The sequence below is a fragment of the Paractinoplanes polyasparticus genome (genome assembly GCF_019710575.1).
GTDB classification, from domain to species: Bacteria; Actinomycetota; Actinomycetes; order Mycobacteriales; family Micromonosporaceae; genus Actinoplanes; species Actinoplanes polyasparticus.
Window position 1 is genome coordinate 142,796 of sequence record NZ_JAHWFK010000023.1, and the last position, 17,806, is coordinate 160,601.

17 protein-coding genes are annotated in these 17,806 nt (G+C 71.1%); 8 read left to right on the forward strand and 9 right to left on the reverse strand.

Features of this window, described 5'->3' with window-relative positions:
* Window positions 1-6 precede the first annotated feature (6 nt).
* Window positions 7-1,428 carry an argininosuccinate lyase gene (argH, locus tag KXC43_RS22510; protein WP_221378095.1) on the forward strand — a complete coding sequence of 474 codons (1,422 nt, stop codon included), beginning with the start codon at window positions 7-9 and terminating at the stop codon, window positions 1,426-1,428.
* Here argH and KXC43_RS22515 read toward each other — a convergent pair.
* The 3 genes from KXC43_RS22515 to KXC43_RS22525 are packed head-to-tail and all read right to left on the reverse strand — an operon-like array spanning window position 1,425 to window position 4,462.
* Window positions 1,425-2,525 carry a winged helix DNA-binding domain-containing protein gene (locus tag KXC43_RS22515; protein WP_221378096.1) on the reverse strand — a complete coding sequence of 367 codons (1,101 nt, stop codon included), beginning with the start codon at window positions 2,523-2,525 and terminating at the stop codon, window positions 1,425-1,427. The genes argH and KXC43_RS22515 overlap by 4 nt on opposite strands.
* Before the next feature lie 39 nt (window positions 2,526-2,564).
* Window positions 2,565-3,956, reverse strand: coding sequence for a hypothetical protein (locus KXC43_RS22520; protein ID WP_221378097.1), 1,392 nt, complete (start codon window positions 3,954-3,956; stop codon window positions 2,565-2,567).
* A complete protein-coding gene (locus tag KXC43_RS22525) occupies window positions 3,953-4,462 on the reverse strand; it encodes a SigE family RNA polymerase sigma factor (protein ID WP_221378098.1) in 510 nt (169 codons plus the stop codon). The genes KXC43_RS22520 and KXC43_RS22525 overlap by 4 nt, the downstream gene beginning before the upstream one ends.
* Before the next feature lie 188 nt (window positions 4,463-4,650).
* Here KXC43_RS22525 and KXC43_RS22530 point away from each other — a divergent pair, with 188 nt between their 5' ends.
* Together KXC43_RS22530 and KXC43_RS22535 are read left to right on the forward strand one after the other, a co-directional pair.
* On the forward strand, window positions 4,651-5,427 hold the full coding sequence (locus KXC43_RS22530; protein WP_308129192.1) for a response regulator transcription factor: 777 nt from the start codon (window positions 4,651-4,653) through the stop codon (window positions 5,425-5,427).
* Window positions 5,428-5,465: 38 nt separating this feature from the next.
* Window positions 5,466-6,005 (forward strand): VanZ family protein, encoded by a 540-nt coding sequence (locus KXC43_RS22535; protein WP_221378099.1) that lies wholly within the window; start codon window positions 5,466-5,468, stop codon window positions 6,003-6,005.
* A 66-nt stretch (window positions 6,006-6,071) separates the two neighbouring features.
* On the opposite strand, the gene KXC43_RS22540 is transcribed toward KXC43_RS22535, so the two are convergent.
* A complete protein-coding gene (locus tag KXC43_RS22540; protein WP_221378100.1) occupies window positions 6,072-7,142 on the reverse strand; it encodes a glycosyltransferase in 1,071 nt (356 codons plus the stop codon).
* A gap of 341 nt (window positions 7,143-7,483) precedes the next feature.
* On the opposite strand from KXC43_RS22540, the gene KXC43_RS22545 reads away from it, so the two are divergent.
* From KXC43_RS22545 to KXC43_RS22565, 5 genes are all read left to right on the forward strand, one after another.
* Window positions 7,484-9,373: a nucleoside-diphosphate sugar epimerase/dehydratase gene (locus KXC43_RS22545; protein WP_221378101.1), complete on the forward strand. Its 1,890-nt coding sequence runs from the start codon at window positions 7,484-7,486 to the stop codon at window positions 9,371-9,373.
* A 9-nt stretch (window positions 9,374-9,382) separates the two neighbouring features.
* Entirely contained in the window at window positions 9,383-10,636 is a 1,254-nt protein-coding gene (locus tag KXC43_RS22550) for a nucleotide sugar dehydrogenase (protein WP_221378102.1), read from the forward strand.
* Window positions 10,633-11,331, forward strand: coding sequence for a sugar transferase (locus KXC43_RS22555; RefSeq protein WP_221378103.1), 699 nt, complete (start codon window positions 10,633-10,635; stop codon window positions 11,329-11,331). Before KXC43_RS22550 ends, KXC43_RS22555 begins: the two co-directional genes overlap by 4 nt.
* Before the next feature lie 55 nt (window positions 11,332-11,386).
* A complete protein-coding gene (locus KXC43_RS22560; RefSeq protein WP_308129193.1) occupies window positions 11,387-12,457 on the forward strand; it encodes an aspartate aminotransferase family protein in 1,071 nt (356 codons plus the stop codon).
* A gap of 137 nt (window positions 12,458-12,594) precedes the next feature.
* Window positions 12,595-13,161, forward strand: a complete 567-nt coding sequence (locus tag KXC43_RS22565; protein ID WP_221378104.1) for a GNAT family N-acetyltransferase — start codon at window positions 12,595-12,597, stop codon at window positions 13,159-13,161.
* A gap of 32 nt (window positions 13,162-13,193) precedes the next feature.
* Here KXC43_RS22565 and KXC43_RS22570 read toward each other — a convergent pair whose 3' ends face one another.
* The 5 genes from KXC43_RS22570 to KXC43_RS22590 form a co-directional block, all read right to left on the reverse strand.
* Window positions 13,194-14,282 carry an amidase gene (locus KXC43_RS22570; RefSeq protein WP_221378105.1) on the reverse strand — a complete coding sequence of 363 codons (1,089 nt, stop codon included), beginning with the start codon at window positions 14,280-14,282 and terminating at the stop codon, window positions 13,194-13,196.
* Between the two features lie 30 nt (window positions 14,283-14,312).
* A complete protein-coding gene (locus KXC43_RS22575) occupies window positions 14,313-15,236 on the reverse strand; it encodes an L-histidine N(alpha)-methyltransferase (RefSeq protein ID WP_221378106.1) in 924 nt (307 codons plus the stop codon).
* A 36-nt stretch (window positions 15,237-15,272) separates the two neighbouring features.
* Entirely contained in the window at window positions 15,273-15,476 is a 204-nt protein-coding gene (locus tag KXC43_RS22580) for a hypothetical protein (RefSeq protein WP_221378107.1), read from the reverse strand.
* A gap of 93 nt (window positions 15,477-15,569) precedes the next feature.
* Window positions 15,570-16,574 (reverse strand): GNAT family N-acetyltransferase, encoded by a 1,005-nt coding sequence (locus KXC43_RS22585; RefSeq protein WP_221378108.1) that lies wholly within the window; start codon window positions 16,572-16,574, stop codon window positions 15,570-15,572.
* Between the two features lie 2 nt (window positions 16,575-16,576).
* The gene (locus KXC43_RS22590; RefSeq protein WP_221378109.1) at window positions 16,577-17,806 is read right to left on the reverse strand and encodes an FAD-dependent monooxygenase; all 1,230 of its coding nucleotides are present in this window, start codon (window positions 17,804-17,806) and stop codon (window positions 16,577-16,579) included.

Here is a 17,806-nt window from a genome sequence, read left to right on the forward strand (position 1 = left end):
GCCCCGATGAGTGACAAGACTTCTCTGTGGGGTGGCCGGTTCTCCGGCGGCCCGGCCGACGCCCTGGCCCGTCTTTCGGTGAGCGTCCAGTTCGACTGGCGCCTCGCCCCCTACGACATCGCCGGCTCGCGGGCCCACGCCCGGGTGCTCGCGGCAGCCGGGCTGCTCGACCCCGACGAACTGGGCCAGATGCTGGCCGCCCTGGACGACCTCGAGGCGGCCTGCGCGTCCGGCGAGTTCCGGCCGACCATAGACGACGAGGACGTGCACACCGCCCTCGAACGCGGTCTGCTCGAACGCCTCGGCGCCCTCGGCGGCAAGCTGCGGGCCGGTCGCTCGCGCAACGACCAGGTCGCCACCGACCTGCGGCTCTATCTGCGCGACCACGCCCGCGGGGTGGCGGTGGCGCTGGTCGAGCTGGCCGACGCGCTCACCGAGCAGGCGGCCCGCAACGTCGACACGCCCGCACCCGGCATGACCCACCTGCAGCACGCGCAGCCGGTCACGTTCGGGCACTGGCTGCTCGCCCACGTGCAGCCGCTGCTGCGCGACCTCGACCGGATGCGGGACTGGGACGTCCGTACGGCCGTCTCGCCGCTCGGCAGCGGTGCGCTGGCCGGCTCGTCGCTGCCGCTCGACCCGGCCGCCGTCGCGAAGGAGCTGGGCTTCACCGCGCCCGCGCCCAACTCGATGGACGCCGTGGCCGACCGCGACTTCGTGGCCGAGTTCCTGTTCATCACCGCGCTGATCGGCGTGCACCTCTCGCGCCTGGGCGAAGAGGTGGTGCTCTGGACGTCGACCGAGTTCGGCTGGGTCGAGCTCGACGACGCGTTCGCCACCGGTTCGTCGATCATGCCGCAGAAGAAGAACGCGGACATCGCCGAGCTGGCCCGGGGCAAGAGCGGCCGGCTGATCGGCGGACTGGTCACGGTGCTGACCATGCTCAAGGGCCTGCCCCTCACCTACGACCGCGACATGCAGGAGGACAAGGAGCCGGTCTTCGACGCGATCGAGACGCTCGAGCTCCTGCTGCCCGCGCTGGCCGGCATGGTCTCGACCATGACCGTCCGGGTCGACCGGCTCGCCGCGTCCACGCCGGTCGGCTTCTCGCTGGCCACCGAGGTCGCCGACTGGCTGGTCCGCAGGAACGTCCCGTTCCGTGAGGCGCACGAGATCACCGGCAAGCTGGTGGCGCTGTGCTCGGTGCGCGAGTGCGAGCTGGAAGACCTGACCGACGACGACCTCAAGACGGTCAGCGAGCACCTCGACCCGTCGGTGCGCCAGGTGCTCACCGTCGAGTCGGCCCTGGCCTCCCGCACCACCCCCGGCTCCACCGGCCCCGGTCCGGTCGCCGACCAGCTGGCGCAGGTGCAGCACCGCCTCGACAACTGGCGCCAGTGGGCGGTCGAAAAGGTCGTGCCCCGCTAACCGCTGGGTTTGTCGATGACGAGGTCGTGGGCGCGGCCCGGCGCCAGGAAGGCGAGCAGAGCCGCGCTCTCGGCTTCGACCTCTTCACGTTCCGAAGCGGTCAGGCGGCGGAACGGGCGGATCGTGAGCCGGTCGCCGGTCAGTTTCCAGGTGGCGGCCACGAACCCGTCGACCAGCAGCGAGCGGGGTTGCTCGGGGGAGTCGTAGCCGAAGCCCTGGGCGGTGTAGTCGACGGCGACCACCCGGCTGCGGTCGTCGTGCGAGAGCAGCAGATTGTCGAAGTCGTAGAGGAAGCGCACCGGCGCCGGGGTGTCCGGGTCGGGGCGCGGCGCGCCGGGCAGGTCGAAGAGTTCGCGACCCTGCTCGTCCCGGAACGTCACGAGCTGGGGTCGCATCCGTTCGACGACCTCGCCCAGCTTGGTCAACCCCGACCACTGCCGGCAGTCGGCCACCGTGGCCGGCCCGAACGCGGTCAGATAGCGCAGCATCAGCCGTTCCGGGGCCCGAACGTTGTCGGGAACGAGGGCGGGGGCGTTGCGGAGCCAGTCGTCGAGCGGCATGTGCAGGGCGCGGCCCTTGCGTCCCCATTGGCCGCGCGGCGGCAGCTGGGCCAGGGGCAGCCAGGCCCGGGCCACGTAACCGAGCGCGGCCGGGTCGCGGCCGGGGAAGTGTGTCTCGAGGGCTCGCCCCAGTTCGGCGAACTGCATCGGTCGTTCGGCAAGGATCGCCCGGGCTGCGGTCACCAGTTCGTCGCGGTCGACGCCGGTCACACCACGGCGGAAGACGCCCATGGTGCTGCGCTCGATGACGGGGTCGAGCAACGGCCGCAGCCAGCGGGCGTCGTCGGCGGTGACCAGGTGGATCGTGTTGCGCATCAGGCCGACCCGCACGATCGACGCCTCGCCGAGCAGCCGCGACGTTTCCGAGGGGTCGTAGGCGGCGAGCCGGCTCCACAGGCCGACGTACCAGCTCTGCGCCTCCTGTGCCTGCAACCCGGCGAGGTGGGTCAGAGCCTCGGCCGTGCTCAGCGGCGCACGCCGGAGCAGCAGTTGCCGCTCCAGCGTGGCCCGGTTGAGGTGCCGTCGCGTGAGGGTCATGCCCCCACGCTAGGGTCCATTGAGGCCAGTAACTGACCGCTAGCCGACGACCCGGGTCAGGGGGGTGTCGCCCGGCAGGCCGCCGCTGGACGTCTCGAACGGCGGCACGGGCGTCGTTCCCAGCACAACCCCATTCTTCCCGTACGCGGTGACCTGCGCCGCGGCGAAGGGCGGAACCGCGACGACGGCGGCGCCGGTCGCGTCGAGTGTCACCGGCGCCGGTGCCGCCCCGCCGATCTCCAGGGTCACCTTCTGCGCTCCGGACGGCGCGGTGACGACCACCTGATCCGTCCGGTCGTCCTTGCCGTCGGCTCGCAGGCGCCAGGCGATCGGCCGCTCGGCCGCCCCCTTCACCGGCAGCAGCAGCCGCAGGTCCTGGCGGTACGAGTCGGCGGCGCCGTGGTACGCGTAGGCCAGCACCCCGCCGCCCTTCGGCTGGATCGTCAGGAGCGCCGCCGGCTGCCCGTTGACCGTTCCCGTCCAGCGGAGGGTGATTGCCGTGCCGGCTGCCGTGACCCGGGCGTCCCGGATCGCGCCGGTGATCCAGCTCTGCAGCGTGGCCCGGTCGAACGTGCGGCCGCCCAGGGCCGCCGTGACCATCGCCTCGCTCACCTCGTGCGGGTCGTAGGCGTTGCCCGCCCAACCGCCACCGACTCCGCCCTCGTAGATGGTGTCCGGTCCCAGGGTGACGGTGGCCTTGGTCTCGGGTGGTGTGGGCGCCGGGGGCAGGGTCATCTCGGCCAGCCCGGTGCCGGCCGGCTGCTGCTGGGCCGGACCGTGCTCGACGGTGCCCTCGGGCGTGTAGCGGAAGCCCTGGCTCACCGAGACGGTGGACCCGACGGGACCGACCACGACCAGAATGCCCGGCCCGTCCGACCGCGTCTGGCCGTAGGTCACTACGGGCTCGCCGCCGTCGACCCGGCCGCTCTCCAGCAGTTCCGTGGCCGGCGCGCCCGCCTCGCCGGCATACCAGACCAGCGCCCTGTCCTCGAGGAAACCGAATCGCAGCGGCACGAGCGCCAGCACGAGCCGCTCGTCGCCGACGTCGGCCGCGTACACGAACCTGATCGCCTGCCGGTCGGCGACGCGCCAGGTCTCGCCCGGGTCCTCAATGTCCTTGATCTCCCGCCGGAGGCCCTCGAGGAACGCTTTGTCACCGGCGAGCGATCCGCGGACCGGCCCGTCGCCGAGCACCGCGTTGAATCCGGCGACCCGGACGGCGGGCACCCAGCTGGGCAGGGGCACCACGCCGGCCTGCACGCCGCCCGCTGCGGCCAGTGCGACCACGACACCGGCGAGAGCGGTTCGCCGCCGGCGCTTGTGGGCGCGTTCGCGCCGTTCGAAGCCCGCCCACGGATCCTCCGACACGTCCACCATGTCCGCTTCGGCGGCGAGCGCGTCTTTCAGCACGGATTCGGTGTTCACGTTCATGCTCGCGTCCTTTCCGGTACGGGGTTGAGGTGCGTACGCAGCCGGTCGAGCCCTCGTGAGGCCTGGCTCTTGACGGTGCCGACCGAGCAGCCCAGCAGGTCGGCCACCTCCGCCTCGCCGAGGTCGGCGAAGTAGCGCAGCACCAGCACGGCGCGCATCCGTGGCGGCAGGGTGCGCAGCGCGGCCACCACCTGCTGCCGCTGCTCGACCGACCCGTACGCGTCGGCCGCGGGCGAGTCGGTGACCAGTAGCGGCACCTCACTGACCCGCCGGCGGCGGCGCCACGAGGTCGCGGTGTTCACCATCGCCTTGCGCACGTAGGCGACCGGCGCCTCCATCCGCGAGACGCGGGCCCATTTGCGATGGGTCTTCTCCAGAGCGGCCTGGACCAGGTCCTCGGCGTAGCCGCGGTCGCCGGTCAGCAGGTAGGCGACACGCACGAGCGGCCCCCACTGCTGCTCGACGAAGGCGCGGAAGCCGTCGTCCGCCGGTGAGTGTGATGACATGCTGCGCTCAACGCCTCCCGGGACCGAAAAGGTTGAGTCCTCTATAGACAGCGGCTGCCGAACGAGTCCCGCTCAGTAAAAGAGCTTCACTTAGGTCGTTTGATCGGACAGGCAGGTATCCGTTATGTGACGAAGACGTTACGGTGGGGAGGCGCCGGGGCTCGGGTACCCCGTGGCACAGACGGGCAGTGACCTGGCTGGTTCGACATATTTCCAAGATTTTCGCGGCTGCGACCCATCCGAAGTCGTGGATGCTCCGAATAGACACGCAGGGGTACACAGGGAAAGAGCTTTCCGGGGTGCCTGCCGGATCCACCGATCCGGGCACGGGTGCTGGCGTCCATCGGCGAGGTGATGTGGTGATCCGGGTTGCGGTGGCCAGAGACGAGGGATACTTCGGCGTCCCCGTTCGTGCCCTGCTCGAGTCGAACCCCGACATGCATTTTATCGGCACGCTCCCGTTCGGCCTCGACCTGCCGCGTGTCGCGGCCGAGATGTGGCCCGGCGTGATCGTGATCGACACGCAGTACATGGTGAGTCAGGTGCTGCCGGTAGCCAATGCCGTGCGCTCGTCGAATCCGTCGTGCGCGCTGCTGCTGCTCTGCGATCCCAGCAAAAGGGGCATGCTGCCGCCCCGCCACCGGTCCGGCCCGCTCAACTTCCTGCCTCAGGACGCGTCGGCCGCGCTGCTGGCCGACTCGGTCCGGCGGCTCGCGGGCGGCGAACGGGTGGTCTCGGCGCGGTTGCAGACCGCCTCCCTGCTCGCCGACAAGGGTCTGACCACGCGCGAACTCGAGGTGCTCGGGCTCGCGGCCGAGGGTGAGCCGGTCAAGGAGATCGCCAAGCGGCTCTTCCTTTCCGGCGGCACGGTCCGCAACTACCTCTCGGCGATCATCTCGAAGACCGGCGCGCGCAACCGGCTCGACGCGATCCGGATCGCTCGCAAGGACGGCTGGCTTCGTTAGGGAACGCCCGCTGGGCGGCCGGACGTAGTGTTGGTCCAGTGCCAACTGGTCATGTCGAGATACCCGCGCTGCCGGTCATGATTCCGCTCGGGGTCGCGCTCATGATCGTCGCGGCGCTCGTGTTGCGGCGCCGGGGCGAGCTGACCCGGGGGCGGCTCGTCTCGTGGTGGCTGGCGGGCTGGTACGCGGTGGCCGTGCTGGGCGCGACCATGTTGCCGCTCCGGCTGACCTGGGGCCCCGGCGCGGGTGAGCCGGAATTGTTCCGGATCCTGGTGATCCCGTACGTCACCATGCGGGTCGACGACTTTGTGCTCAACATTTTCATGATGGTGCCCCTGGCCGCGGCGCTGCGCGTCGTGTTCGGGGTGCGGGACGGCAGGCGGGTGGTGCTGATCGGCTTCCTGATCAGCCTCACCATCGAGACGACCCAGTTGCTGATGCTCCTCTTCCTGAACGGCACCCGCTGGGCCGACACGAACGACCTGATCGCGAACACGCTCGGAGCCGGGCTGGGCTGGCTGGCCCTGCAGCGGGTCTCCAGGCGACGGCGTCAGACCGAGCCGGCCGTACGTTCGTAGCCGCGCCGAGGGTGCGGCGTCAGGCCGAGCCGGCCGTACGTTCGTAGCCGCGCTGAGGGTGCGGCGTCAGGCCGAGCCGGCCGTACGGTCGTAGAGCGCGCCCACCTCGGCCGCCACCCGCCCGGCGTCGTACCGCTCGCCCGCCGACCGCGCCGCGAGCCGGCCCCCGGACCGCTCGGCCAGGCAGAGCACCTCGGCCCGCAGCCCCCGCGGCAACGACTCGGGGTCGTGCGGGGTCAGCCGCCGGGCGCCGTCGACGGCTACCCCCTCCAGCGGCACGCAGGCGGCGTAGAGCGCGGGCAACCCGGCCGCGATCGCCTCGAGCACGGCCAGCCCGAACGTCTCGCGGCCCGGTGACGCGAAGACGTCCATCGCGCACAGCATCTCGCGGGCGTGCCGCACCGATCCGGCGAAGTGCACCCGGTCGGCGACGCCCTCGATGGCCGCGAGCCGTTCCAGCGCGTGCCGGGCCGAGCCGTCACCCACGAGCAACAGCACCGCGCCCGGCACCTCGCCCACGGCCCGGATCAGCATGTCGAACCGGCGGCGGGGTTCGAGCCGGCCGAGCCCGCCGATCACCGGGGTGTCCGGGGCGATGCGCAGCCGGGCCCGGGCCGACGCCCGCAGTCCGGGGTCGAACCGGAACTCCTCCGGGTCGAGGCCCTTGGGCACGACGACGAGGCGGTCGCCGGGCACTCCACGACGGCGCAACCGGTCGGCGACGGCCGCGGACACGGCGATGTTGACCTGGCCGAAGCGTTCGCCGGCCCGGTAGAACGCGCCGGCGCGCCGGCCGTCGTCGAGGTGGTAATCCGTGCCGACGATGCGCGCGACCCCGGCGAGCCAGGCCGCCAGCCGCCCCTGCACGCCGGCCCGGAACAGGTGGGTGTGCACGACGTCGAAGCGGCCACGCAGCGCGATCCGCCGCAGCCGGCGGATGGCGGTCGGGTCGATGTCGTGGGTGCTGACGAGTTGGTGCACGACCGTGCCGCCGGCCCGCATGTCGGCGAGCACCGGCCCGGGCGGGGACAACGTGACCACCTCGCTCTGCTGCGGCAGATGGCGGATCAGCAGTCGCAGCTGGTGTTCGGCGCCGTCGCCGGCCGGGGCGCTGATCACATGCAGCACCCGCGCCATTTTTCCACTCCCGTGGTGTCATTGTCGGCAATGCGATTGCGCACTCTGGAATGGACAGTCGCAGATCTTATTCACCGCGCGACAGACGCAAATGTCATGCGTAACAAGAGTGAGATTCATGTTTCGTTCGGAGTGACTGAGCTGGTCACACCGCATGTCACGAGAAATGTGAGAAGTTCTCACACGGTGCATGACAATAGCTACTGTATTCACTCCACCGTGCCTGGCAATCTCAAGGCCGCAGGCGAAGAAACACTTCGGATCATATTCCGCCACTTTCCTGACGCCCATTTCCCGGCCACGAGCGGGAAATGCGGGAGGTCGTGCGCAAGGAGGAAAGCATGCAGCTGAGGAGCGCGGCTCCCGCCGACGGGGCCGACGACGCGGGGGGCCGATGGCCGGGCGTGCGACTGACCAACACGATCCTGTTCGGCCGCTCCGCCCGGGCCGGCGTCGACGCCCTCGCCCTTGCCTTCGCCCTGCTGATCGCCGCGGTGCTGCGTCACGACGGTGACCTGGCCGCGGTCTCGCTGAGCGGGGTGCTCGTCCTCTCGGCGGTCGGCGCCGTCGTCCACACGGCGGTCGGGCTGCGCCTCGGCCTCTACACCGGGCGGTGGGCGTACGGCTGCTTCGAGGAGATCGCGGCGCTGGCCAAGACCGCGGCGGTCACCACCCCGGCCCTGTTCCTCCTCGACACACTGCTCGGCCGCCTCGTGCCGCGGTCGGCCATCATCGCGGCCGGCCTCATCACGCTCGTGCTCGCGGCGGGCGTGCGTTATGCCGTACGGCTTACCCGCGACCAACGCCTGCGTCCCTCACCGGCCCAGGGTGGCCGCGTCGTCGTGATGGGCGCCGGCGAGGGCGCCACCCAGGTCGTCCGGGCCATGCTGCGCGACCCCGCCAGCCCGTACGTCCCGGTCGCCCTGCTCGACGACGACCCGGCCAAGCGCACGTTGCAGATCATGGGTGTGCCGGTGGCCGGCACCCGCCGCGCGCTGGCCGACGTGGTGCGCCGCTTCGAGGCCGACGTCGTGCTCATCGCGATCCCCAGCGCCGCCGCCGATCTGGTGCGCGAGCTGACCGAACGGGCCGGCGCGGCCGGCGTCGAGGTCAAGGTCGTGCCGCCGGTGGTCGAGCTGTTCGGCCGCACGGTCAGCGTCGGCGACATCCGCCCGGTCAGCCACGCCGACCTGCTGGGCCGGCGTGAGATCGGCATCGACCTGGCCGCGATCGCCGGCTACCTGTCGGGCCGCCGGGTCCTGGTCACCGGGGCGGGCGGGTCGATCGGCTCGGAATTGTGCCGCCAGCTGAGCCGCTTCGACCCGGCCGCCCTGGTCATGCTCGACCGCGACGAGTCCGGCCTGCACGCCGTCCAGCTCTCGATGGACGGTCGCGGCCTGCTCGACGACCGTAACCTGGTCGTCGCCGACATCCGAGACCAGCAGCGACTCGACGAGGTCTTCGCCGAGCACCGCCCGCAGGTGGTGTTTCACGCGGCCGCCCTCAAACACCTGCCGCTGCTCGAGATGCACCCGTCCGAGGCGCTCAAGACCAACATCATCGGCACCTACCAGATCCTGCAGACCGCGCTGCGGCACGGCGTCGAGCGGCTCGTGAACATCTCGACCGACAAGGCCGCCGACCCCGGCAGCGTGCTCGGCTACTCCAAGCGCATCACCGAACGGCTGACCGCCGCGGCCGACGAGGCCGGCGCCGGCACGTTCTGCTCGGTCCGCTTCGGCAATGTGCTGGGCAGCCGGGGCTCCGTGCTCACCGCGTTCGCCGCCCAGGTCGAGTCGGGTGGCCCGATCACCGTCACCGACCCCGAGGTCTCGCGCTACTTCATGACCGTGCAGGAGGCGGTCCGCCTGGTCGTTCAGGCCGGCGCCCTCGACAGCGCGGGCGAGGTGCTGGTGCTCGACATGGGCGAGCCGGTGCGCATCGCCGACGTGGCACGCCGCCTGGCCGACGCGGCCGACCGGCACATCCCGATCGTCTACACCGGTCTGCGGCCCGGCGAGAAGATGCACGAGAGCTTGTTCGGCGCCCACGAGCCCGACCGCCGCCCGAATCATCCGCTCATCTCGCAGGTCTACGTGCCGCCCCTCGACGGGGCCGCGCTCTCCCTGCTCATCCCGACGGCGCAACGGCAAGAGCTGATCGCTGTCATGCGCTGGCTCGCCGAGAGCCCGGCGCTGTCCGTCGCCCGTCAGTTCTTGAAAGCCAGCTGAGGAGCCGTCATGCGGGTTGTCATCGTCGGTCAGGGATACGTGGGGCTGCCGCTGGCCGTCCGCGCGGCCCAGGTCGGGCACAGCGTCGTCGGCTTCGACGTCGACGACGAACGGATCAAGCGACTGGCCGCGGGCGAGTCCTACGTGGACGATGTCGCCTCGGCCGAGCTGCGCGAGCTGCTCGACGCGGGCACGTTCCAGCCCTCGTCCGACCCGCGGTCGTGCGCCGGGTTCGACGTCGCGGTCATCGCGGTGCCGACGCCGCTGCGCGAGGGCACGCCCGACCTCAAGTACATCGAGGAGTCGGCCCGTACGCTCGCCCGCTACCTGCGTCCCGGCGCGACCGTGGCCCTCGAGTCGACCACCTACCCGGGCACCACGACGGATCTGGTGGCCCCGCTGCTCGAGGAGGGCTCCGGCCTGATCGCGGGGGCCGACTTCTATCTGGGTTACAGCCCCGAGCGCATCGACCCCGGCAACCGGGAGTGGTCGCTGGCGACCACGCCCAAGGTGGTCTCCGGCATCAACCCGGCCTCGCTGGAACGGATCGACGCGTTCTACGCCTCGGTCGTCGACAAGACCGTGCCGGTCTCCGATCCCGCCGTGGCCGAGCTGGCCAAGCTGCTCGAGAACACGTTCCGGCACGTGAACATCGCGCTCGTCAACGAACTGGCGGTGTTCGCGCACGCCCTCGGCATCGACGTCTGGGAGGCGATCGACGCCGCGTCCTCCAAGCCGTTCGGCTACCTGCGCTTCGTGCCCGGGCCCGGGGTGGGGGGCCACTGCCTGCCGATCGATCCGTCCTACCTGTCGTGGCGGGTACAGCGCACGCTCGGGCAGAGCTTCCGCTTCGTCGAGCTGGCCAACGACATCAACAACCACATGCCCGACTACGTCGTACGGCGGTTGGTGGCGGCCCTGAACGAGCGGCGCAAGCCGGTCAACGGCTCGACGATCCTGCTGCTCGGCCTGGCCTACAAGAAGAACAGCGGCGACGCCCGCGAGTCGCCGGCCCGCCGGGTTGCGTCGCTGCTGCTGGACATGGGCGCCGACGTCCGGGCCGCCGATCCCCACGTGGTGGAGGACGCGCAGGTCGACCGCCGCGTCACGCGGGTCGCCCTCACGGCCCAGCAGGTCGCCGACGCCGACGCCGTCGTGCTGCTCGCCGACCACGACCTGTTCGACCTCAGCCTCGTCGAGGACGCCGTCTACGTGCTCGACACCCGCCACCGCCTCACCGGACCGAACGTGGAGACGATGTGAAGCTTCTCTGGGGTTTCTCGAATCAGCTGGCCGCCGCCGTCGCACTGATCCTGCTGTCGCCGGTGATCCTGGGCATCGCGCTCTGGATCCGGATCGCCGACGGCCCCGGCGTCCTGTTCGCGCAGGACCGCGCCGGCCTGCGCGGGCGGCCGTTCCGCATGCTCAAGTTCCGTTCGATGGTGCACGACTCGGTGGCGATGAGCGCCGAGCTCGGCATCGACGACCCGTTCGGCCTGGTCGAGAACGACCCGCGCATCACCCGGTGCGGCCGGTTCCTGCGCCGCACCTCCCTCGACGAACTGCCCCAGCTGCTCAACGTGCTGGCCGGCCGGATGCTGCTGGTCGGCCCCCGCCCCGACGTGCTGCCGCAGGTGGCGAACTACTCGCCGCTGGACGCCCGGCGCCTCGAGGTGAAGCCCGGCATCACCGGCTGGGCCCAGGTCAACGGCCGCGACGACATCGACTGGCCGCAACGGTTCATCCTCGACCGGTGGTACGTCGACAACTGGTCGCTCGCCCTCGACCTGCGCATCATTTGGCGCACCTTCGCCGACCTGCGCCGCGGCGAGCCACCCGTGCACGTCGACACCCTGAACATCGACCGGGCCCGTACGGGCGACGCGCCGCCCGTCCGACTGGGCATTCCCGCACCGCGCGAGGCCGAGCAGGCGCAGGACGCGCGGCGTGCGGCCTGAGACCGGTTCTTTGCGACCCCAGCGCTCGCCGATGCAGCCGGATCCTGGTTCTCTCGTGCGGCCCTCTCCCGTGCCGTCCGAGATCGGCTCGGAGTTCCACTGGGATCCGGCTCTCCTGCGCGACGGTGAGCGGGGCGGCCACCTTCCGGGCGAGCTGTTCGCGGCCGGGCACGAGCTGTTCGCGACCGGCTGCGGGGCGATGAGCGCGCTGCTGCGCCGGCTGGCTCGACCCGGCCGGCTGCACGTGCCGTCGTACTTCTGCATGGGGGTGGCCGAGGCACTGGGCAAGGACATGCCGCTGGCCTGGTACCGCCACCTGCCCGACGGCCGCGGGCCGCGCTGGGAGACGGTGCGCGCCGATCCCGGCGACGTTGTGCTGGCCCAGAACCTGTTCGGACGCGAGGACGGCGCCGCCTGGCACGAGTGGATCGGCGCCCACCCGGACGTGACGGTGCTCGAGGACCACTCCCACGACCCCTTCGGCCCGTGGGCGCGGAGCAGCACAGCGCCGTACGCCGTGGCCTCGCTTCGAAAAACGCTGCCCGTCCCCGACGGCGCCGTGCTGTGGTCGCCCCGCGGCCTCGAAGTTCCGCCCCCCAGCGGCCCCGCGAACGAGGGCAGCCAGCTGAAGCTGACCGCCATGCTGTTGAAGGCCGCGTGGCGGGACGGCCGCCCGATCCCCAAGGAAACGTTCCGCGCCCTCCAGCAGCAGGGCGAGCAGGCGCTGCTGGGCAGCGACGCCCCACCCGGCCCCTTCACCACCACCGTGCTGCCCCTGCTCGACATCCCGGGCATCCGTGCGACGGCCGGCCACAACGCCCGAGCCCTGGAAACTCTCCTCCGCCTTCCGGCTTGCGCACCCCCGACCGGCGGTGTGCCGTTCCGCGTTCAACTGGTCAGCCCCACCGAGGCCTCGCGGGACGCCTTGCTGGCCCACCTGGCGGCCGACGGCATTTTCGCGCCCGTGCACTGGCGGCAGGACCGCGACGGCTTCTGGAGCGGCGACGACGAGGCCGCCGACCTGGCCGCCCGCATCCTGACGCTGCCGGCGGACCACCGCTGCGGCCCGGCCGACCTGCACCGCCTGGCCGCGGCCGTCCGAGAAAGTGCCGGGCCGTCTGACTGAGCGCTGCGGTCGTCCGAGTGAGCGCTGCGGCCGTTTGACTGAGCGCTGCGGCCATCCGAGTGAGCGCCGGGGCCGTTTGAGAGCGCCGAGGCCGTCCGTGTGAAGATCGGATTGAGCGACGGGGAAGGGAGCTCTCGATGTCTGATCTGGACGGCTACGCCACGTCATTGTTCAACGGCCGGCACGTGCGGTTACGCGCGCTGCGGGACGACGACCTGCCGCAACTGGCGCAGTGGTGGAACGAGCCCGAAACCATGGTGCTACAGCAACACCGTTTGGTGCCCGGCCCGGTCGGCGGTCTCGAGGAGATGTTCCGGAACTGGAGCGCCAACAAGGACGAGAACGGCGTGGGCTTCAGCGTCGAGACGCACGAGGGCGAGCTGGTCGGCCACCTCACCCTGTGGGGTCTCAAGCCGCGAACCAGGATCGCCACGCTGGCCATCATCATCGGCTCGCCGCACACCGGCCGCGGCTACGGCACCGACGCTGTCCGGCTGGCCGTGCGCTACGCGTTCGAGGAACTCGCCGCCAACAAGGTCGAGCTGCAGGTCTGGGCGTTCAACGACCGGGCCGTCCACGTCTACGAGAAGGCCGGCTTCCGCCAGGAGGGCCGCCGCCGCGCCGCTGCGTACCACCGCTCGGCCTTCCACGACGAGATCCTGATGGGCATCCTGCGCGACGAGTACGAGCGCGCCGCCGGCTGACGACCGGCCTGCCGGCGCCGGCGCCGGCAGGCCTACTCGAAGGCCAGGCCGGTCGCACAGAGCAGCTCTTCGCCGTGCATCGGCCCGACGAGTTGCAGGCTGACCGGCACCGGCCCGGCCGACGGCACCGGCATCGACAGGGCGGGCACGCCGGCCAGGTTGAACGGCGCGGTCAGCTGGGTGAGCGGAAACCGCGCGAAGTCGCTCAGCAACGGCGGTTCGGCGACGAGGGTCGGCAGAGCCAGCACGTCCACCTCGTCCAGCATCGCGTTCACTTCCGCCTGCCAAGCCGCGCGGGCGGCCAGCGCTTCACTCAGCCGGCCCGGGGCGATGTCACGTCCCGCGTGCAGCGCGCCGTTGACGAACTCACCCACCCCGTCGGCGTCCAGCAGCGGGTGGTGGGCCCGCCACAGCTCGCCCAGGATGATCGCCTCCAGCGCCTCGTAGGTGTCGTCCCAACCCGGCAACCGCACCTCGCGGACGACCATCCCCGACACCTTCAGCGCACGGTCGATCGCCTCTTCCACCGCGCGGCCGACCCCCTTGACCCGGAGCCGTCCGACCACCCGGGCCGGAGCCGGCAGATCCGCCCACGCCGGATCGAGCAGCCGCATCCCAGCGACGACCCCGGCCACGTCGCGCGCGATCGGCCCGACGACATCCAGGCTGGGCGCCAGCGGCCACACCCCGTCGACCGGCACCCGCCCCAAGGTCGTCTTGAGCCCCACGATCCCGCAGCAGGCGGCCGGAATCCGCACCGACCCTCCGGTGTCGGTGCCCAGCCCCACATCCGCCTGGCCGGTGGCCACCGCGACCGCCGACCCACTCGACGACCCACCCGGAATCCGCTCCGGCGCCAGCGGATTCACCGGGGTGCCGAAAACCGCGTTGTCCCCCACCGGACTGACACACATCTCGGTCAACGTGGTCTTGCCGACGATGGACGCCCCCGCCCGCACCCCGGCCAGGCATCCGGCATCACGCGCCGCGACGACCCCCGCGTCCCGCACCGCAACACATCCGGCAGTCGTGACGACCCCGGCCACATCAATCGCGTCCTTGACCGCGACGCGCAGTCCCGGCCCCTCCGGCAGAGGAACGCGCATGACCCAGACCGACATCCGGCGACCATACTTGGCGCCCCCGCAGCCTCACGCCCCGGAACGGTGGTCCGCGACCCCGGCCAGAAGCACGTACTCGCTGTCCGCGCTACGGCGGTCCGTCAACAGCGAGTAGCCGGCATCCTCCACCATCTCGCCCAGCTCATCCGGCGACCGATGGTAATAGCGCCAGAGCAGGACGCGACTCCCGGCCGCCAAGGCGAGCCGCCCGGCGACCGTCACCGAGGCGGTCAGCCGGATCCGTAGATACCGCTGCCGGGTTGTGCCGTCAAAGCCGATCTCGGGCTCGTAACATTCGCGCGACACCCCCAGCCGATCCAGCATCAGGCGGTACCGCTCGGGGATGTTCTCGCCTTTCTCGCTCTCGCCGAACCGGAAGAACGTACGGTTGGCGACCGTGTCGGTACGTGCCACGAGGGTGATGACGTCCGCCACCTGGCGCGCATGCCGGAGGACAGCAACCGGATCCGCGAAGTTCAGCAGCGTGCCGCCGACGATGAGCACCAGTGTGGACGGTCCCTTCAGGTCGGCGAGGGGGCCGGACGAGAAGTCGCGGCGGTGGAACTCCAAGGGCGTGCCAGGCCCGAGCCAGGTCCTGAGGTTGGCCTCCGCGATGGCGAGCATCTCGCCGCTGTTGTCGACGCCGACGTAGCGTTCGAGTCGGCCCGTCGCCCGGAGCCGCTCCACCAGGCCACGGACGGGCATGGCGTTGCCGGGGCCCAGGTCGACGACCCGCACCGGGCCGCTCAGCGCCCCGCCCAGAGTGCTGTGCGCATCGGCCAGCAGGCCCAGCGTCGCGTGCAGGATGTTGGCCGAGCCCTCGCTCTGCTGCCACGTCACGAACCTGTCCCAGGTGGCCGCCCCCTCGCCCAGGTACGAGTACCGCGCATCGATCTCACCCGTTGCCGCCAGGTGGGTCGCGATGTCGTCGAGTTCTTCCGCGGTGAAACTCATGGCTGCCACCTCTACGGGGTTGGTGGGACGGCGCCTTCAGGAGTCGAGGGCCAGGCGCCATTCGCTGCGCGGAAGGACGGCGAAGCGGGCGTTCTCGGGGCGTGGGTGGCCGAGGGCCTCTTCGATGGCCTTGGCTCGGCTACTGCGGGCCGGCAGTCCGGGGTGTCGGGGCACCTCGGCGACCAGTTGCCAGGTGTTGTCGGCTGTCTCGCGCAGGACGATGTAGGCGGGCTGAGTCATGTCTCCATGCCATCAGCGGGCGGGAGCGCCCGCCGGCTCGGGGCGGAGCCGGCGGGCGGTGGGAACCGCTGGTTCAGCGGCGATGCGGGCGGATCAGCGGTATGGAGGGAAGCGGCCGGTCAGGGCATCGGGAGTGGGGGTGCCGGCCAGCTTTTCGTACGCCCGCGGGTCGGCGATGACGCGCCAGGTGTGGAAGGACTGGCGGCCGGCGGCGAACTGGGACTTGTAGCGGAAGAGGGAATCGGCTGCGCCGCCGACGCCGCCGCCCAGGTGGTAGACCGTGTTGCCGCGGGCGCGGCCCCACGTTCGTACCTCGTGGTAGAGCAGTTTGTCGGCGTAGTGGACGGGGGCGTCGGCGGTGGACTGCAGATGGGTGTGCATCATGCCGCCGTACTCGAAGAAGAGGTTGCCTCCGAGCACCCGGCCGTCGAGCACTGCGACCGCGAGGTGGACATGGTCGCGCAGGGCGGTGCGCAACCGGTCGAAGAACGCGGGGCTGAAGAAGTAGAACTCGGACGCGCGGACGCGGTGCATCGTGGCGTGGTAGGTCTCGATCCACGCGCCGAACAGCGACCAGTCGTCGAACACGACTTCCACGCCGGCCCGCTTGGCCTTGTTGATCTGGTTGCGGTGGCTGCGGTGGGTCTGCGACCAGATCTCGTCCGGGGTGAGCGTCAGGTCGATCGACACCGTGTCACCGTGATTGACCAGCGTTCCCGCCGTTTCCAGGGCGGACGGGAACAGGGGTAGCAGGGGGTGCAGGCGGGCGAAGACGGTCACCACTGAATGCGTGCAGAGCAGTTCGGTCATCGCGCCGGCCGCGCGTGACCAGAAGGCAGCGTCGTCGCTGCCGACGGGGCCGGGATATCCGTACGGGGAGGTCGCGTCCTGCAGGTCGGTGTCGGGAACCGGCCTCAGCAGCAGGGGGACCAGCAGGACGCGTCCCGCCTCGGAGTATCGGAAAGCCACCGGAGTGCCGCCGGTCAGGCCGGCGTCGAGCCGCACGTAATCGGGAACGTGGTAGATGTCGTGCCGGACCCGGCTCAGCGCCTCCGTCCATGCCGGGTCCTGGGGTGACAGCAGTGCGGCATCGGCCATAGTCAACCTCCCGTGGGTAGGGGCGCCGCCCGGGCGGGCGGCGCGGTCGGGGCGACGCCGGGGCGGCGGCGGGCCCTGGTCCATCGGCGTGCGCTCAACGCCCGGCGGAGCAGGGCGCGAGGCACCGCCTGCTGCGTACCACGGTGCAGCAGGTAACGCCACAGTGGATACTCGCCGCGGCGGTCGGAGAGCGCGTACGAGAATCGGATCGACGGCAGGCCGGCGTAGTCGGGCAGCCGCTCGAACCATTCGCTGCTGGCCAGCGCGGCCCGTTGCAGGGGCGCCAGGGCGGCGCGGCGGCGGTGCTCGTACTTCTCGAGGGCCGGGGCCAGTTCACCGCCGGCGGCCAGCGCGTCGGCCAGCGCCATCGCATCCTGCATGGCCAGCTTGGTGCCCGAGCCGATGGCGAAGTGGGTGGTGTGCGCGGCGTCGCCCATCAGCACCACGTTGCCGTTGTCCCAGCGCTCGTTGGTGACCCGGCGGAAGTTCATCCAGCCGGTGCCGCCGGAGTTGGCCCGCTGGTCGACCAGCCGCTGCCCGTCCAGGTGGGCAGCGAAGATCTTCTCCAGGCGGGCGCAGCCCTCGGCGGCGTCGAGCCGGTCGAGTTCGAGCCCGGCCCACGTCGCGGGCGTGCACTCGACGATGAACGTGCTCGTCCGGTCGTCGAACGGGTAGGCGTGGAACCATATCCACCCGGCGGGGGAGCGCTCGAAGCCGAACGTGAACGTGCGGAAGACGTGCGACGTGCCCAGCCAAATGTACTTGTTGCCGCCCATGGCAACAGAGGTGCCGAAGTGTCCCGAGTCAACCGATCGCAGAGTGCTCCCGGCGCCATCAGCCGCCACGACAAGATCCGATGGCGGGATGTCCGAAATGTCAGTGGACCATCGCACATCCACACCCAAGGACAGCGCCCGCGACTCCAAGATGGACAGCAACTCGTGCCGCCCCAGACTGAAGCCATAACCCGCGAGATGGGTGACTGATTTACCGGTCGCCCGCACCTCGTACTCGTCCCACTGGCAGGCGGCGTCCCAGATCTGCCGCGCGCTCACCGGGTCGTAGGCGTACAGGTCGTCGAGCAGGTCGTCCCAGAACACCACGCCCCACCCGTACGTGACGCCGCGTGGGTTGCGTTCCAGCACGGTGACCTCGTGCGTCGGGTCGGCCAGCTTGGCCAGCACCGCGAAGTACAGTCCGGCGGGCCCGCCACCGACACAAGTGATCCGCAT

Bases quoted from the DNA above. Each gene is read 5' to 3' on its own strand.
- argH (WP_221378095.1), top strand. From the start codon at position 7: ATGAGTGACAAGACTTCTCTGTGGGGTGGCCGGTTCTCCGGCGGCCCG.
- KXC43_RS22515 (WP_221378096.1), bottom strand. From the start codon at position 2,525: ATGACCCTCACGCGACGGCACCTCAACCGGGCCACGCTGGAGCGGCAA.
- KXC43_RS22520 (WP_221378097.1), bottom strand. From the start codon at position 3,956: ATGAACGTGAACACCGAATCCGTGCTGAAAGACGCGCTCGCCGCCGAA.
- KXC43_RS22525 (WP_221378098.1), bottom strand. From the start codon at position 4,462: ATGTCATCACACTCACCGGCGGACGACGGCTTCCGCGCCTTCGTCGAG.
- KXC43_RS22540 (WP_221378100.1), bottom strand. From the start codon at position 7,142: ATGGCGCGGGTGCTGCATGTGATCAGCGCCCCGGCCGGCGACGGCGCC.
- KXC43_RS22545 (WP_221378101.1), top strand. From the start codon at position 7,484: ATGCAGCTGAGGAGCGCGGCTCCCGCCGACGGGGCCGACGACGCGGGG.
- KXC43_RS22550 (WP_221378102.1), top strand. From the start codon at position 9,383: ATGCGGGTTGTCATCGTCGGTCAGGGATACGTGGGGCTGCCGCTGGCC.
- KXC43_RS22565 (WP_221378104.1), top strand. From the start codon at position 12,595: ATGTCTGATCTGGACGGCTACGCCACGTCATTGTTCAACGGCCGGCAC.
- KXC43_RS22570 (WP_221378105.1), bottom strand. From the start codon at position 14,282: ATGTCGGTCTGGGTCATGCGCGTTCCTCTGCCGGAGGGGCCGGGACTG.
- KXC43_RS22575 (WP_221378106.1), bottom strand. From the start codon at position 15,236: ATGAGTTTCACCGCGGAAGAACTCGACGACATCGCGACCCACCTGGCG.
- KXC43_RS22580 (WP_221378107.1), bottom strand. From the start codon at position 15,476: ATGACTCAGCCCGCCTACATCGTCCTGCGCGAGACAGCCGACAACACC.
- KXC43_RS22585 (WP_221378108.1), bottom strand. From the start codon at position 16,574: ATGGCCGATGCCGCACTGCTGTCACCCCAGGACCCGGCATGGACGGAG.
- KXC43_RS22590 (WP_221378109.1), bottom strand. From the start codon at position 17,806: ATGCGGATCACTTGTGTCGGTGGCGGGCCCGCCGGACTGTACTTCGCG.